Genomic DNA, 13321 nt, shown 5'->3' with positions numbered 1-13321 from the left:
AACAGACACATCATGCGAAAACTCGAAACGCGGCTGCTGGCCGCGGTGCTGGCGGGCGCGGTGGGGGCGTTCGCGATCACCGCGGCGATCGGCCACTCGCCTGAACCGCAGGCCACGACGCCGGTCGCGGTGGTGGAAATCCCGGTGCAGCAAGGGGTCGTCCGGAACGCGGAGACGGTCGTGCTCCGCACCGCGGCCGACGACCGGGCGGCGCAGGTGCGCCGGGCATGAACCTGGCCGCTGCCGTGCTGACCCTGCTTCCGCTGGTCAGCGCACCAACCCCGGCATTGACCTGGACGCCGTGCGGGACCGACCAGGAACCGACCGCGCAGTGCAGCCAGATCGAGGTGCCGATCGACCGTGCTCATCCGGAAACCGGCACGGCGCACATCGCGCTCACCCGGCTGCCCGCGGCCGACCAGCGGCATCGGGTCGGTTCGCTGCTGGTCAATCCGGGCGGGCCGGGCGGATCCGGAGTCGGCTTCGTGCGCTTCGGCGGACTCGACACCAAGGTCATCGGCTCGGCACGGAAACCGTTGCGCGACCGCTTCGACATCATCGGCTTCGACCCGCGTGGCGTGTGGTTCAGCGATCCGAAGATCAGCTGTGCCCAGGCGAAGCTGTACGACCCGAAGATCGGCCTCTTCCCCAGCACGCGCCAGCAGTACGACGCCTTCGTCGCGCACAACCGCGCGGCAGGCGAGGACTGTCTGGCCAAGACCGGCCCGATGCTCGGGCACGTCGACACCCAAAGCGCCGCCGACGACATCGACGCGATCCGCGGCGCGCTCGGCGAGCGGAAGATCTCCTGGCTCGGCGTCTCGTACGGCACCGAACTGGGCGCGGTCTACGCGTCGAAGCATCCGGACCGGGTGCGCACGATGGTGCTCGACGGCGCGGTCGACCATGCCCGGCCGACGCGGCAGGCGATGGTCGAGGAGGCCGCTGCCACCGAGGACGCCTTGCTGCGGTTCGCCGCGTGGTGCGACCGCTCGCCGGAGTGCGCGCTGCACGGCAAGAACGCGCTCGCCCGCTACGACGACCTCGTCACCCACGGCGCGTACGCGAAAGTGTTGGGCCGCAAGGCGACCGGCGAGGAGCTGGCCTCCGGCGCGTACGGACACCTCTATCTTCCAGCCGAGTGGCCGGCACTGGGCCGCGCGCTGGCGGACCCGGACGCGAGCGCGCTCGCGACCAACTCGTCGTTCGCGAGTGACACCTATGGCGCGTACCGCTCGATCGGCTGCCAGGACTTCCCGTCGCCGTTCACCGGGCTCGCGGACCTGCGCGCGACCGCCCGGGTGATCCGCGCGGTCGCCCCGCACAGTTGGCGCTACAGCGAGTACTGGGACATCGGCGCGGGCTGCACCGGCTGGCCGCTGCCCGCGCTGAACCCGCCGCAGCCGCATCCGGTGCACGGAGCGCCGCCGATCCTCGTCGTCGGCGGTGCGCACGACCCGGCGACGCCGTTGCCATGGGCACACGGGCTCGCCGCGAGCATCGACGGATCGGTGCTGCTCACGTACCTCTCCGACGGCCACACCGGACTGCTCAACTCCGAATGCGTGCGGAGCGCCGAGGCCCGGTACCTGGTGAGTGGCGTCACACCACCGCGGGGCGAATTCTGCGGGTGAACCCGGGAACAAGACCGGGGGGTCCGCCGTTATCCTGATAGCAAGGTTGAGCGCAGTCGGCTCAAGTCTGGTGGACCAGGCCGTGCGCGAGACCTTCCGAACCTGCTAAGAAGGTACTCAAGAGTGCCTCGAAACCGCAGGTCACGAACATAGCAGCAACCCAGTCCAGAACACGAGAGGAAGCACCATGGCGCGAGCGGTCGGCATCGACCTCGGCACGACCAACTCGGTCGTCGCCGTCCTTGAGGGCGGCGAGCCGACGGTCATCGCCAACTCGGAAGGCTCCCGTACCACCCCGTCCATCGTCGCCTTCGCCAAGAACGGCGAAGTGCTGACGGGCCAGCCGGCGAAGAACCAGGCCGTCACGAACGTCGACCGCACGATCCGGTCCGTGAAGCGGCACATCGGCACCGACTGGAAGACCGAGATCGACGGCAAGGCCTACACGCCGCAGGAGATCAGCGCGCGTGTGCTGATGAAGCTCAAGCGCGACGCGGAGGCGTACCTCGGCGAGGAGATCACCGACGCGGTGATCACCGTCCCGGCGTACTTCGAGGACGCGCAGCGGCAGGCCACCAAGGAAGCCGGCCAGATCGCGGGCCTGAACGTGCTCCGGATCGTGAACGAGCCGACGGCGGCCGCGCTGGCCTACGGCCTGGACAAGGGCGAGAAGGAACAGACCATCCTGGTCTTCGACCTCGGCGGCGGCACGTTCGACGTGTCCCTGCTGGAGATCGGCGAGGGCGTCGTGGAGGTGCGCGCCACCTCCGGTGACAACCACCTCGGCGGCGACGACTGGGACGAGCGCATCGTCACCTGGCTGGTCGACAAGTTCAAGGCCACCAACGGCATTGACCTGACCAAGGACAAGATGGCGCTGCAGCGCATCCGCGAGGCGGCCGAGAAGGCGAAGATCGAGCTGTCCAGCTCCAACTCCGCCAGCATCAACCTGCCCTACATCACGGTGGACGCGGACAAGAACCCGCTGTTCCTCGACGAGACGCTGTCGCGCGCCGAGTTCCAGAAGATCACCTCGGACCTGCTGGAGCGCACCCGGCAGCCGTTCAACAACGTCATCCGGGACGCGGGCATCGCGGTCGGCGACATCGACCACGTGGTCCTCGTCGGCGGTTCCACCCGCATGCCCGCGGTGTCCGAACTGGTCAAGGAGCTGACCGGCGGCCGCGAGCCGAACAAGGGCGTGAACCCGGACGAGGTCGTCGCGGTGGGCGCCGCGCTGCAGGCCGGCGTGCTCAAGGGCGAGGTCAAGGACGTCCTGCTGCTCGACGTGACCCCGCTGTCGCTGGGCATCGAGACCAAGGGCGGCGTCTTCACCAAGCTGATCGAGCGCAACACCACGATCCCGACCAAGCGGTCCGAGATCTTCTCGACGGCGGACGACAACCAGCCGTCGGTGCAGATCCAGGTGTTCCAGGGCGAGCGCGAAATCGCCGCGGCGAACAAGAAGCTCGGCATGTTCGAGCTGACCGGTCTTCCGCCCGCCCCGCGCGGCGTGCCGCAGATCGAGGTCACCTTCGACATCGACGCCAACGGCATCGTGCACGTGACCGCGAAGGACCTCGGCACGAACAAGGAGCAGTCGATGACGATCACCGGCGGCTCGGCGCTGCCGAAGGACGACATCGAGCGCATGGTCAAGGACGCCGAGGCGCACGCCGAGGAAGACAAGAAGCGCCGCGAGGAAGCGGAAACCCGCAACCAGGCGGAGACGCTGGTCTACCAGACCGAGAAGTTCGTCAAGGACAACGACGACAAGCTGCCCGAGGACCTCAAGGGCAAGGTCAAGACCGCGATCGACGAGGCGAACGAGGCGCTCAAGGGCACCGACTCGGCCAAGATCCGCGAGTCCATCGAGAAGCTGAACACCGCTTCGCAGGAGATGGGCAGCGCGCTGTACGCGAACGCGGGCGCGGCGGGTGCCGAAGGCGCTCCGGGTGCTGAGGGCGCGGCCGGCGCCGCGGGCGACGCTCCGAAGTCGAAGGCGGACGACGTGGTCGACGCCGAGATCGTGGAAGAGGACGAGAAGAAGTGACCCCCCGCCACTCCGAGACCGAGGGTCCTGGCCCCGAGGAACCGGTAGTCGTGCGGGATCGGCGACGGGTGGACCCGCAGACCGGCGAGGTCCGCCCGCCCGCCGCGGAGGAGACTCCGGCCGGTGAGGAGCCCGTGCAGCACGCGGGCCCCTCGCTGGGCGATTCCGCAGAGGAACCGGCCACGGTGTCGTCTTCGGACGTCGAAAAGCAACTGTCCGAGCGCACTGCGGACCTGCAGAGGTTGCAGGCGGAGTACGCGAACTACCGCAAGCGGGTCGACCGCGACCGCGAGGCCGTGGTGCAGGGCGCGAAGGCGTCCGTGGTCGGCGATCTGCTGCCGTTGCTGGACGACCTCCAGCGCGCGGAGCAGCACGGCGATCTCACCGGCGCGTTCAAGGCGGTGGCCGACAAGCTGGTCTCCAGCCTTGAGCGGTCCGGCCTGGAAGCGTTCGGGGCCGAGGGCGAAGAGTTCGACCCGAGCATCCACGAGGCCGTGCAGCACAACACGTCCCCGGACGTGAAGGGCCCGACGGTCACCCTGGTGATGCGTCGCGGCTACCGCTTCGGCGAGCGGGTGCTGCGCGCGGCGCTGGTCGGCGTGACCGACCACGAGCCCGGCGAAGCCCCGGCGGAGCAGCCGGTCGATCCGCCGGTCGGCGGCGAACTGCCGCTCGACGGTTCGGTCGATGAGTCCGGCCAGCAGTAACAATCGGTTCGCAGCGAAAGGAGGAGACACCCGATGAGTGCTCGGGAGTGGATCGGCAAGGACTTCTACAAAGAGCTGGGTGTCTCCTCCGACGCGACCTCGGACGAGATCAAGAAGGCCTACCGCAAGCTGGCCAAGGAAAACCACCCGGACGCCAACGCGGGCAACACCGCTGCCGAGAACAAGTTCAAGGCCGTGTCCGAGGCGTACGGCGTGCTGTCCGATCCGGCCAAGCGCAAGGAGTATGACGAGGCGCGCACGCTCTTCGGCTCCGGCGGCGCGGGCGGATTCGGCGGCTTCCCCGGTGGCGGCGCCGGCGGGTTCGACATGAGCGACCTGTTCAACCAGGCGGGCGCGCAGGGCCAGCAGGGCGGATTCGGCGGTCTCGGCGACATCCTTGGCGGCATTTTCGGCCGCGGCCGGGGCGGAGCCGCCGGTGCCACGGCGAACCGGCCGCAGCGCGGCGCGGACGTCGAGACCGACGTGCGGATCGACTTCCTCGAGTCGGTCAAGGGCGCGACGCTGCCGTTGCGGCTGTCGAGCCCGGCCACCTGTTCCACCTGCGGCGGCAACGGCGCGAAGCCGGGCACCTCGCCGCGGATCTGCCCGACCTGCAGCGGGTCCGGGCTGGTCAGCCGCAGCCAGGGCGCGTTCGCGTTCTCCGAGCCGTGCCAGGACTGCCGCGGCCGGGGCAAGATCATCGACGACCCGTGCCCGGAGTGCGGTGGCGAGGGCGTGAGCACCCGCACCCGCACGCTCACCGTGCGCATCCCGCCGGGCGTGAAGGACGACCAGCGGATCCGCCTGGCCGGCCAGGGCGAACCCGGCCGGGGCGGCGCACAGGCGGGCGACCTGTACGTGCGCGTGCACGTGGCCCCGCACAAGCTGTTCGGCCGCAAGGACCTCAACCTCACGCTCACCGTGCCGGTGGACTTCACCGAACTCGCGCTGGGCACGACCGTCACGGTGCCGACGCTCGAAGGCAAGGTCTCGCTCAAGGTGCCCGCGGGTACCGCGAGCGGGCGAGTGTTGCGAGTGCGCGGAAAGGGCATTCAGAAGCGGGACGGCGCGCAAGGCGACCTGCTGGTCACCCTGGAAGCGGCGGTCCCGGCGAAGCTCGACGACAAGGCGCGGTCGGCACTCGAGGCCTACGCCGAGGCGATGAAGGGCCACGACCCGCGGCCTGAGATCACCGAGTTGCTCGAAGGCAGGTGAGGGTGATGTTCGGCGGTAATCCGGGACTCCCGCACGGCGCGGACGAGGACACCCCGGTGTTCGTGATTTCGGTGGCGGCCCAGCTTTCCGGACTGCACGCGCAGACACTGCGCTCCTACGACCGGCACGGCCTGGTCTCGCCAGGCCGCACCGCCGGTGGCGGACGGCGCTACTCGCTGCGCGACATCGCCCTGCTGCGCGAGGTCCAGCGCCTTTCGCAGGAGGACGGGGTCAACCTGTCCGGCATCAAGCGCATCATCGAACTGGAGAACCAGGTCGACGCACTGCAGTCCCGGGTGCACGAGCTGACCGAAGAACTCGCCGCCGCGTACGCGGCCGCTGAACAGGCCGCCGCCGCGGTGCACGCGTCCTACCGCAAGGACCTCGTGCCGCTGCGGCAGACCACCTCCCTGGTGGTGTGGAAACCCAAGCGCCGCTGAGCGTGTCGTGAGTGGCGATCACGGTTCTAACCGGGATCGCCACTCACGAGAACCCGCCCCTCCCGCCGCCGCGGAAGGGGCTTTTTGCTGCCTGCCTCGCCTCCCCGCGCCCCTCTCCGCCCTCCAGCCTTCGCACCCGGGCCCTTCCCGCCGCAGCCCGCTGCAGCTGGGGCTCCGCCCTCTGCGCTCAGCCTTTCGCGCTGGCTCCCGCGCCGGCTCCGCATTCTGGCCGCGCGTTCAGCCCTCTGCGATCAGCCCTCCGCTGCTCCGCGCGGCAAGCCTTCTACACCAGCCCTCCCCGCCCCAGGCCCGCGCATTCATCCCCACCGCAGGTCTGCACGGCCGGGTGGCATGGGCGCGGGTCTCGTGAGTGTTCATGCCGGTTCTAACCGGCATAAACACTCACAACCCTCCCCGCGCCCCCAGCTCCCGCAGATCGGCGAACGCCTCGTCCAGGTACTCATCCAACCCCCGCCCAGGGTCGCTGATCCACGCCTGTGTCGCGTGATGGAACGTCGCCCACCCGGCATGAGCGGCCAACCGTGCCAGCCGATCCTCGACCCCTCGCTCCCGCAACGCTTCCGCGAGGGCTTCGGCGAGCATCGCGGCTTTGGCCAGGTTGCGTTCGCGCAGGGTCGGCGTCGCCGCGATCAGGTCGCGCCGGGGTTCGGCGAACGGGAGGTTGCGCTCCATGATCCGCCCGGCCTTCTTGAAGGCGCGCAGCAGGATTTCCAGCGGAGCCAGGCCTTCCGGGGCTTCGGCGACCGACTTCGTCAGGTCCGAGCGCAGGTCGGCCTCGCCGTCGAAGAGCACCTCGCGTTTGTCCGGGAAGTGCCGGAAGAACGTGCGCTCGGTGACGCCTGCCCGGGCCGCGATCTCCGCGGTGGTCGTCTTGTCGAACCCGTTTTCCCGGTACAGCTCCAGCGCCGCCTGTTTGAGGCGGCTGCGCGCTTCTGCTCCGCTCCGTGGCACGTCCTGAGCCTACCCGGCGGTTGCGCCAGTGACTGACACCACATTGCGTCAGTCACTGTCGCTACGCGTAGAGTCAGTGACTGACGCTAAGGAGCCTTTCATGCATGTCTTCGTCACCGGCGGATCCGGTCAGACCGGTCCCGCCGTCGTCGCTGAGCTGGTCCGGGCCGGGCACACGGTCACCGGCTTGGCTCGTTCGGACGCCTCCGCCGCGCGGCTGGAATCGCTCGGCGCGACGCCGCATCCCGGCGATCTCGATGATCTCGACAGCCTGCGCCGCGGTGCTGAAGCCGCCGACGGCGTGCTGCACATGGCCCAGGGCGGCAGCTACGCCGACCCGGACGACCTCATCCGCCGCGACTGCGCGGCCATCGACACACTGGGCCAGGCGCTGGCCGGCACCGGCAAACCGTTCGTCAGCACGTCGGGCACGCTGGTGATGAAAGCTGACCAGGTCAGCACGGAACTCGATCCGGCGGATCCCGATTCGGTCGCCTATTTCCGCATCCCCGGCGAGCAGACCTGCCTCGGGTTCGCTGACCGGGGTGTCCGCGCCAGCGTCGTGCGGCTCGCGCCGACCGTGCACGGACCGCGCGATCACGGCTTCATCCCGGCGCTCATCGCGGGTGCGCGGCGGGCGGGTGTCTCGGCGTACATTGGCGACGGCACCAACCGGTGGCCTGCCGTCCATCGCGACGACGCGGCGGTGCTTTTCCGGCTGGCGCTGGAGAAAGCGGGGGGTGTGCTGCACGGGGTCGGGGAAACCGTCACGATCAAGAGCGTCGCGGAGAAGATCGCGCAGTTGCTCGACATCCCCACGGCCGCACTGACGCTCGAAGAAGCCGCCGAACACCTCGGAAACCCTTTCCTGGCAAGGTTCTTCTCGCTCGACGTGCCTGCGTCCAGCGCGCACACCCAACAGCTGCTGGGCTGGACGCCGAACCATCCGACGCTGCTGGAGGACCTCGAGACGGGCGACTACTTCACGCAGGAAGCCAGCGATCGCGCCGAGGCGGTGTGGCGCTAGCTCCGGGCGCGGACCAAACCGGATTCGTACGCGACGATCACCAGCTGTGCGCGGTCCCGGGCGTCGAGTTTCGAGAGCAGCCGTCCGACGTAGGTCTTCACCGTCGCCATCGACAGCTGCATCCGCTCTGTAATCTCCACATTGGACAGTCCGCTCGCGACGAGCGTGAGCACCTCGCGTTCGCGTGGAGCCAAGGCAGCGACGTCCGCGCGCGGCGGGGCGTCCGGGATCCGCGCGAACTGCGCGACCAACCGACGGGTGATGGACGGGCCGAGCAACGCGTCTCCGGAAGCCACCACGCGCACCGCCGAGCACAGGTCGGCCGGACGGGTGTCCTTCAGCAGGAAGCCGGTCGCTCCGGCGCGCAGTGCGGCGAAGACGTGCTCGTCCAGGTCGAACATGGTCAGCACCAGTACCCGCACGTCCGGGGCGCGTTCGCCGATCAGCCGGGTCGCTTCGATGCCGTCCATCACCGGCATCCGGACGTCCATCAGCACCACGTCCGGCTTTTCCGCCACCGCCAGCTCGACGGCCTCGGCCCCGGTCGCGGCCTCGCCGATCACGGTGAAGTCCGGTTCGCTGTCGAGCAGCAGCCGGAAACTCCCGCGCAGCAGAGCTTGGTCGTCCGCGACGACGACCCGGATCTGGTCAGGCATCGGCACACCGGAGCGTGGCGGCGACGCGGAACCCGCCGTCCGGACCGGGGCCGGCGACGAGTTCGCCGCCGTAGAGGGCGACGCGTTCGCGCATACCGGTCAGCCCGTGCCCGAGCCGGAACTCGCCGATCGGAGCGGTGCCGTCGTCGCTGACCTGGATCCGGATCTCGGCCGCGGCGACCGCCACGACCACTCGGCACCGGGCCGGCGCGGCATGTTTGACGACGTTCGTCACCGCTTCCTGCACGATCCGGTATGCGGCCAGCGCGACCGGTTCCGGCACCCGCGCGGTGCCGAGGACGGACAACTCGACGTCGACCCCGGCCTGCCGTGCGCGTTCGGCGAGCTGCGGCAACGCGGCCAGCGGATCGGCCGGGGTTTCGTCGGTCTCGTCGCGCAGCACATGCAGCAACCGCCGCATCTCGCCGAGCGCCGCGCGGCTGGTCTGCTCGATTACCCGCAACGCGTCGCGCGCTTCCTCCGGGCGGCTGTCCGCGACGTGGTTGGCGACGCCCGCCTTCACCGCGATCAAGCCCATCCCGTGTGTGACGACGTCGTGCAGTTCGCGCGCGATCCGGACGCGCTCGTCGACCAGGATCCGGTGCTCGCGTTGCCGTTCCTGCCGCGCCGTTTGCGCGCGCCGGGACCGCACCGCTTCGGCCAGTCCCCAGGTGAGCAACGCCAGCGGAACGCCGAACGCGTACCACCACTGCCCCACGACCGCGGTAGCCGCCGACACCGCCGCAACCCCGGCCGCGGCAGGCAAAGCGCGCGGCGGACGCACGACGTACAGCACGAGAGCCGCCCCGACGAACGGATCCCACAACAGCCCGAAAGCCGCGGCGGACGCGGAAACCACCACGGTGCCGATCAATAGCGGCACCGGAGCCCGCCGTCGCAGCAGAACCGCGGCGGCGATGAGCGTCGCGATGACCGCGGAGACCGGCAGCCGCCAGGGCTCCTCGTCGATCAGCAAGTTTCCGGCGAGCCCCACGTCCATGACGAGCAGGCCCGCCGCCAGCGCGACGTCACTCACTCGCAAAGGGGACATAGCACCAACGTTAGCCAGTGCGGCGGGCGCGCACATCGTGCTGTGGTGGGTCATCCCCTGGTTTAGTTCCGTGGCGTGGAACTGTCCGCCCCGGACCGATGTGCGCGGGGCGCCCGGCCGGGCACGGTGAGCGGCATGTCGACCTTTCCCGGCCCTCGCCTCGGCGGAGCGGCGCTCGTTCTCGGCCCGGTGCTCGTGCTCGCCGGCGTGCTGCTGCGCCTGCCGTATCCGTTCTTCTTCCCGCACCAGCTCGCCGCTTCGGTTCGGCATCCGGCCCAGATGACCGCGGCCGCCACCTGTTTCGTCGCCGGGTCAGGTGGTTCTTCTCTTCGCAGTGTCCACAGTGGTCCGCCAGATCGCGATCGAGAAGCCGCGCTGGGCGGCGTGGTCCGGCGCTCTTGTGCTGATCGGTCTGGTGGAGCGGGTCTTCCATGCCGGATTCGACCAGGCCGCAACGGATCTCGCCCGGCATCGCGGAGCGGGCTACGCGACCGAGTTCGTCGCGGACGCCTACGGCGACCTGCACTTGTTCAGCTTCTTGTCGTTCACGATCATGTTCGGCTGGCCGCTGCTGGCTTTCGCGGCCTACCGCGCCGGGGTACTCGGTCGGGTGCGCGCAGCAGCGCTCGCCGCGGCGACGGTCATGCCGCTCGGTGTCCTCAAAGGAACGACGGCGTGGTCGATCGTCGCCGCGGCCGGGCTGTGCGTGGCGCTCATCCCCGCTGGCCTTCAACTGCTGAAAGAAGCCGAACGGCCGGGCCGACGCACGTTCGGCCTCGCTAGCCTTGGCGCGGTCGCCGTCGGGGCGCTCGGTTACTTGAGCACGCTGGGCTGAAGGTGCTCCTCGAAGAACGCGATGACGCGTCGCCAGGCGTCTGAATCCGACGGCTCGTGATAGCCCATCCCGGTGACCTTCGCGAGTGCGGCCAGCGGCGCGGGCCGGTAGTGATTCGCGAAGCCGTGCCCGGCGTCCGGGTATTCCTTGACGTCGTGCGGGATTCCGCGTTCGGTGAGCGCGGCTTCGAGCTTGGCCGCCGCGCCGCGCAGGGAGAAGTCCTTGCCGCCGAAGCTGCCGACGATCGGGCACGCACCGTCCAAAGCGGACAGATCCTTCGGCAGTTGCCCGTAGTACGGTGCGGAAGCGTCGAAGTCCCGCGAGGCGGCCGCCAACGCGAATCCGCCGCCCATGCAGAACCCGACGACGCCGACCTTGCCGGTCGCGTCGTCCCGTCCGGCGACGAGCGCCCGCGCCGCCTCGATGTCCGCGAACGCCCGGCCTTCGCGAGCGAACAGGTCCTGGAACGTCCGCTTCACGCACCGGATCATGCCGCCGCGCGAGTACAGATCGGGGCTCAGCGCGAGATAACCCGCCGCGGCGTACCGGTCGGTGATCTCGCGCGCGTCCTGGTTCAGCCCGAACACGTCGTGGATCAGCACCACCGCCGGGAACGGGCCGTCGCCGGACGGCACCGCCAGGTAGCCGTCGATTTCTCCGTCTGCTGCTGGAATCCGAATGTCCATGGCCTCAGTCCGCGGTGAACGGGTCGTATTGGATCTGGTCCAGCGCGCTGCCCGCGACGAGCATCCGCGACACCGTCGCGCGGATCATCGCGGGCGACCCGGACACCAGGATGTCGTGGTCCGGCCACGCGCCGTACCGCGTGACCGCCTCGGCGAGCGTGCCGTGTTCGCACCCGGGCAGATGGTCGCCGCGTTCGACGACCGGGGTGATGGTGAGCCACGGGTTGGTCGCGGCGAGCGCGCGCAGTTCTTCGAGGTCGTAGAGATCTTCGCGAGTCGGGCCGCCGTAGAACAGCCTGGTCTTCGGGTTCTCGCCCCACAGTGCGAGATGGTCGAGGATCGCCCGCAGCGGTGCGACCCCGGTGCCGCCCGCGACCATCAGCACGCCGCGCGACTGTTCGCGGTTGACGGTCATCCGGCCCAGCGGCGGGCCGAGCCGCCAGACGTCGCCCGCCTGCGTGTGGCTCACGATCGCCCGCGACACCCAGCCGCCGTCGACCGCGCGCACGTGGAACTCGATGCCGCCGTCCTCGCGCGGCGCGTTCGCCGGCGACAGATACCGCCACAACCGCGGCCGCTGCGGCACCTCGACGCTCATGTACTGGCCCGGCGAATACGGCACCGGCTGGTCCGGGATCACCCGCACCAGCGCGAGATCCCAGGTGAGCCGCCGGTGCTCGACCACGGTGGCCGACCACGACGCCGGGTTCTCGTCCGCCGCCGCGGCCTCCTGCATCGCGCGCGCGACGATGGTGAACGCCTCCGCCCACGCGCGCTCGACCTCCGGCGTCCACTCCGGGCCGAGGTGGTTTTTCAGCGCGGCCAGCAACGCGGTGCCGACGGCCTCGTAATGTTTGGGGGCGACGCCGAACTTGCGGTGGTCGCGGCCGAGCTGGCGCAGGAACGGCAGCAGGTCGTCCGGCCGGTCCACCATCTGCACGACACGGGCCAGCGCGCGGATGATGCGCCCGCCCTGCACTTCCATGTTGATCGGGAAGAAATCGCGCGTGGCGGGCGCGAGAGTGAAGAGCATCCCGTAGAAGAACTGGGAGATCTCCGGCGCGTACGGCTCCGATTTGGCCCAGGTGTCGCGGATGAGCTGCACCATCGCGACGACGGCAGCGGGCGCCTGCCGGGGCGCGGCTGAGGTCCGCGGGAGCGGGCTGATCGAATCGGCTGTCATCGGGCTGTCGTCGTTCATGGGTCGGGACCGGAGGCCGGGGGGCTGGGAAGGAGGAGTCACGAGAGCAGGGCGGCCGAGGTTGTCGGATTCGGCTCGCGCCGTCGCGCGGGGGAATTCGCCACTCCTGCTCCTCGTTGTCCACGACGTGCTCGCCGCGTCGGCATCGCGGGGCGTCTGGTCCGCAGAGTAGCCGCACTGAGGCGGAATGCCCGCATCGTTGCTCCGGTCGGGTTACCGGCCGGTCGGGACGTGGGGCAGCTCACCGATTAGATAGTTGTCCTACGCAACCTTTGGCAGCTAAACTTGTAGAATACAAGCAAGTGGGCACCAGGCCCGGGAGGAACGATGAGCCCAGCTGACGACGTGCGGCTCGAACTGCTGCGGGAGCTGAAGGCGTCCGCCCAGCTCCAGCACCTGTGGATCATGCAGGCGTGGCAGAACGAGCCAGGGCTGCACCCGGCCTCGGCGATGCTGCTGTCCGACCTCGCCAAGCACGGCGAGGCCCGTCCGTCCGAGGTCGCCAAGCGCAGGCTTGTCGACCTGTCGGTGATCAGCAGGCAGATCGCCCAGTTGCAGGCCGCCGGGCTGATCGAGCGCCGCCCCGCCCCCGAGGACGGGCGCGCGTCGCTGATCAGCGTGTCCGAGGAGGGTCTCGCCCGGCTCGAACTGTGGCGCAAGCAGTACCTCGAATTCTTCGAGACAGCACTGGGCGGCTGGGACGAGGACCGGATCTCCGGCCTCACGTCGCAGCTCGCCGAATTGAACGAAGGTCTGCGCGCGACGCTCGGCCCGTCCGGGTACTGCGCCGGCGCGCCGCAGTCGGGAAAGTGAAGTAGCGAATAGTGGAAACCACCGCATCCGG

At 69.7% G+C, this 13321-nt stretch carries 14 protein-coding genes; 9 read left to right on the top strand and 5 right to left on the bottom strand.

Annotated elements, in window-relative coordinates; all coding sequences use genetic code 11:
* Positions 1 to 12: 12 nt before the first annotated feature.
* The 6 genes from H4281_RS22290 to H4281_RS22265 all read left to right on the top strand — a co-directional run bounded on the left by H4281_RS22290 (position 13) and on the right by H4281_RS22265 (position 6049).
* Positions 13 to 231, top strand: coding sequence for a hypothetical protein (locus tag H4281_RS22290; RefSeq protein WP_182892867.1), 219 nt, complete (start codon positions 13 to 15; stop codon positions 229 to 231).
* Positions 228 to 1634: an alpha/beta hydrolase gene (locus H4281_RS22285; protein WP_182892866.1), complete on the top strand. Its 1407-nt coding sequence runs from the start codon at positions 228 to 230 to the stop codon at positions 1632 to 1634. The genes H4281_RS22290 and H4281_RS22285 overlap by 4 nt, the downstream gene beginning before the upstream one ends.
* A 187-nt stretch (positions 1635 to 1821) precedes the next feature.
* Positions 1822 to 3687 carry a molecular chaperone DnaK gene (gene dnaK, locus H4281_RS22280; protein WP_043831585.1) on the top strand — a complete coding sequence of 622 codons (1866 nt, stop codon included), beginning with the start codon at positions 1822 to 1824 and terminating at the stop codon, positions 3685 to 3687.
* Positions 3684 to 4394, top strand: coding sequence for a nucleotide exchange factor GrpE (grpE, locus tag H4281_RS22275; protein ID WP_182892865.1), 711 nt, complete (start codon positions 3684 to 3686; stop codon positions 4392 to 4394). The genes dnaK and grpE overlap by 4 nt, the downstream gene beginning before the upstream one ends.
* Before the next feature lie 33 nt (positions 4395 to 4427).
* The gene (gene dnaJ / locus H4281_RS22270) at positions 4428 to 5609 is read left to right on the top strand and encodes a molecular chaperone DnaJ (protein ID WP_182892864.1); all 1182 of its coding nucleotides are present in this window, start codon (positions 4428 to 4430) and stop codon (positions 5607 to 5609) included.
* A gap of 5 nt (positions 5610 to 5614) precedes the next feature.
* A complete protein-coding gene (locus H4281_RS22265; RefSeq protein ID WP_037808901.1) occupies positions 5615 to 6049 on the top strand; it encodes a heat shock protein transcriptional repressor HspR in 435 nt (144 codons plus the stop codon).
* A gap of 402 nt (positions 6050 to 6451) precedes the next feature.
* On the opposite strand, the gene H4281_RS22260 is transcribed toward H4281_RS22265, so the two are convergent.
* Entirely contained in the window at positions 6452 to 7021 is a 570-nt protein-coding gene (locus H4281_RS22260; protein WP_182892863.1) for a TetR family transcriptional regulator, read from the bottom strand.
* 100 nt (positions 7022 to 7121) lie between these two features.
* On the opposite strand from H4281_RS22260, the gene H4281_RS22255 reads away from it, so the two are divergent.
* Complete coding sequence (locus tag H4281_RS22255; RefSeq protein ID WP_182892862.1) at positions 7122 to 8048, top strand: SDR family oxidoreductase; 927 nt, start codon at positions 7122 to 7124, stop codon at positions 8046 to 8048.
* On the opposite strand, the gene H4281_RS22250 is transcribed toward H4281_RS22255, so the two are convergent.
* Positions 8045 to 8704 (bottom strand): response regulator, encoded by a 660-nt coding sequence (locus tag H4281_RS22250; RefSeq protein ID WP_182892861.1) that lies wholly within the window; start codon positions 8702 to 8704, stop codon positions 8045 to 8047. The two genes, H4281_RS22255 and H4281_RS22250, sit on opposite strands and share 4 nt — an antisense overlap.
* Positions 8697 to 9755 (bottom strand): sensor histidine kinase, encoded by a 1059-nt coding sequence (locus tag H4281_RS22245; protein ID WP_220507607.1) that lies wholly within the window; start codon positions 9753 to 9755, stop codon positions 8697 to 8699. The genes H4281_RS22250 and H4281_RS22245 overlap by 8 nt, the downstream gene beginning before the upstream one ends.
* 334 nt (positions 9756 to 10089) lie before the next feature.
* Here H4281_RS22245 and H4281_RS22240 point away from each other — a divergent pair, with 334 nt between their 5' ends.
* Positions 10090 to 10590 carry a hypothetical protein gene (locus H4281_RS22240; RefSeq protein WP_246412174.1) on the top strand — a complete coding sequence of 167 codons (501 nt, stop codon included), beginning with the start codon at positions 10090 to 10092 and terminating at the stop codon, positions 10588 to 10590.
* Here the strand turns inward: H4281_RS22240 and H4281_RS22235 are convergent.
* A complete protein-coding gene (locus H4281_RS22235) occupies positions 10569 to 11276 on the bottom strand; it encodes a dienelactone hydrolase family protein (protein WP_182892860.1) in 708 nt (235 codons plus the stop codon). The genes H4281_RS22240 and H4281_RS22235 overlap by 22 nt on opposite strands.
* A 4-nt stretch (positions 11277 to 11280) precedes the next feature.
* On the bottom strand, positions 11281 to 12459 hold the full coding sequence (locus H4281_RS22230; protein WP_182893026.1) for a globin domain-containing protein: 1179 nt from the start codon (positions 12457 to 12459) through the stop codon (positions 11281 to 11283).
* 345 nt (positions 12460 to 12804) lie between these two features.
* Here H4281_RS22230 and H4281_RS22225 point away from each other — a divergent pair, with 345 nt between their 5' ends.
* Positions 12805 to 13290, top strand: coding sequence for a MarR family winged helix-turn-helix transcriptional regulator (locus tag H4281_RS22225; RefSeq protein ID WP_182892859.1), 486 nt, complete (start codon positions 12805 to 12807; stop codon positions 13288 to 13290).
* The last annotated feature ends 31 nt before the right edge of the window (positions 13291 to 13321 follow it).

The organism is Amycolatopsis dendrobii (assembly GCF_014145675.1).
GTDB classification, from domain to species: domain Bacteria; phylum Actinomycetota; class Actinomycetes; order Mycobacteriales; family Pseudonocardiaceae; genus Amycolatopsis; species Amycolatopsis dendrobii.
This window is presented reverse-complemented; position numbering and strand designations above follow the sequence as displayed.

Excerpts from the sequence above, each read along its gene's own strand:
- H4281_RS22290 (WP_182892867.1), top strand. The coding sequence starts at position 13 with ATGCGAAAACTCGAAACGCGGCTGCTGGCCGCGGTGCTGGCGGGCGCG.
- H4281_RS22285 (WP_182892866.1), top strand. The coding sequence starts at position 228 with ATGAACCTGGCCGCTGCCGTGCTGACCCTGCTTCCGCTGGTCAGCGCA.
- dnaK (WP_043831585.1), top strand. The coding sequence starts at position 1,822 with ATGGCGCGAGCGGTCGGCATCGACCTCGGCACGACCAACTCGGTCGTC.
- dnaJ (WP_182892864.1), top strand. The coding sequence starts at position 4,428 with ATGAGTGCTCGGGAGTGGATCGGCAAGGACTTCTACAAAGAGCTGGGT.
- H4281_RS22265 (WP_037808901.1), top strand. The coding sequence starts at position 5,615 with ATGTTCGGCGGTAATCCGGGACTCCCGCACGGCGCGGACGAGGACACC.
- H4281_RS22255 (WP_182892862.1), top strand. The coding sequence starts at position 7,122 with ATGCATGTCTTCGTCACCGGCGGATCCGGTCAGACCGGTCCCGCCGTC.
- H4281_RS22250 (WP_182892861.1), bottom strand. The coding sequence starts at position 8,704 with ATGCCTGACCAGATCCGGGTCGTCGTCGCGGACGACCAAGCTCTGCTG.
- H4281_RS22245 (WP_220507607.1), bottom strand. The coding sequence starts at position 9,755 with ATGTCCCCTTTGCGAGTGAGTGACGTCGCGCTGGCGGCGGGCCTGCTC.
- H4281_RS22235 (WP_182892860.1), bottom strand. The coding sequence starts at position 11,276 with ATGGACATTCGGATTCCAGCAGCAGACGGAGAAATCGACGGCTACCTG.
- H4281_RS22230 (WP_182893026.1), bottom strand. The coding sequence starts at position 12,459 with ATGACAGCCGATTCGATCAGCCCGCTCCCGCGGACCTCAGCCGCGCCC.
- H4281_RS22225 (WP_182892859.1), top strand. The coding sequence starts at position 12,805 with ATGAGCCCAGCTGACGACGTGCGGCTCGAACTGCTGCGGGAGCTGAAG.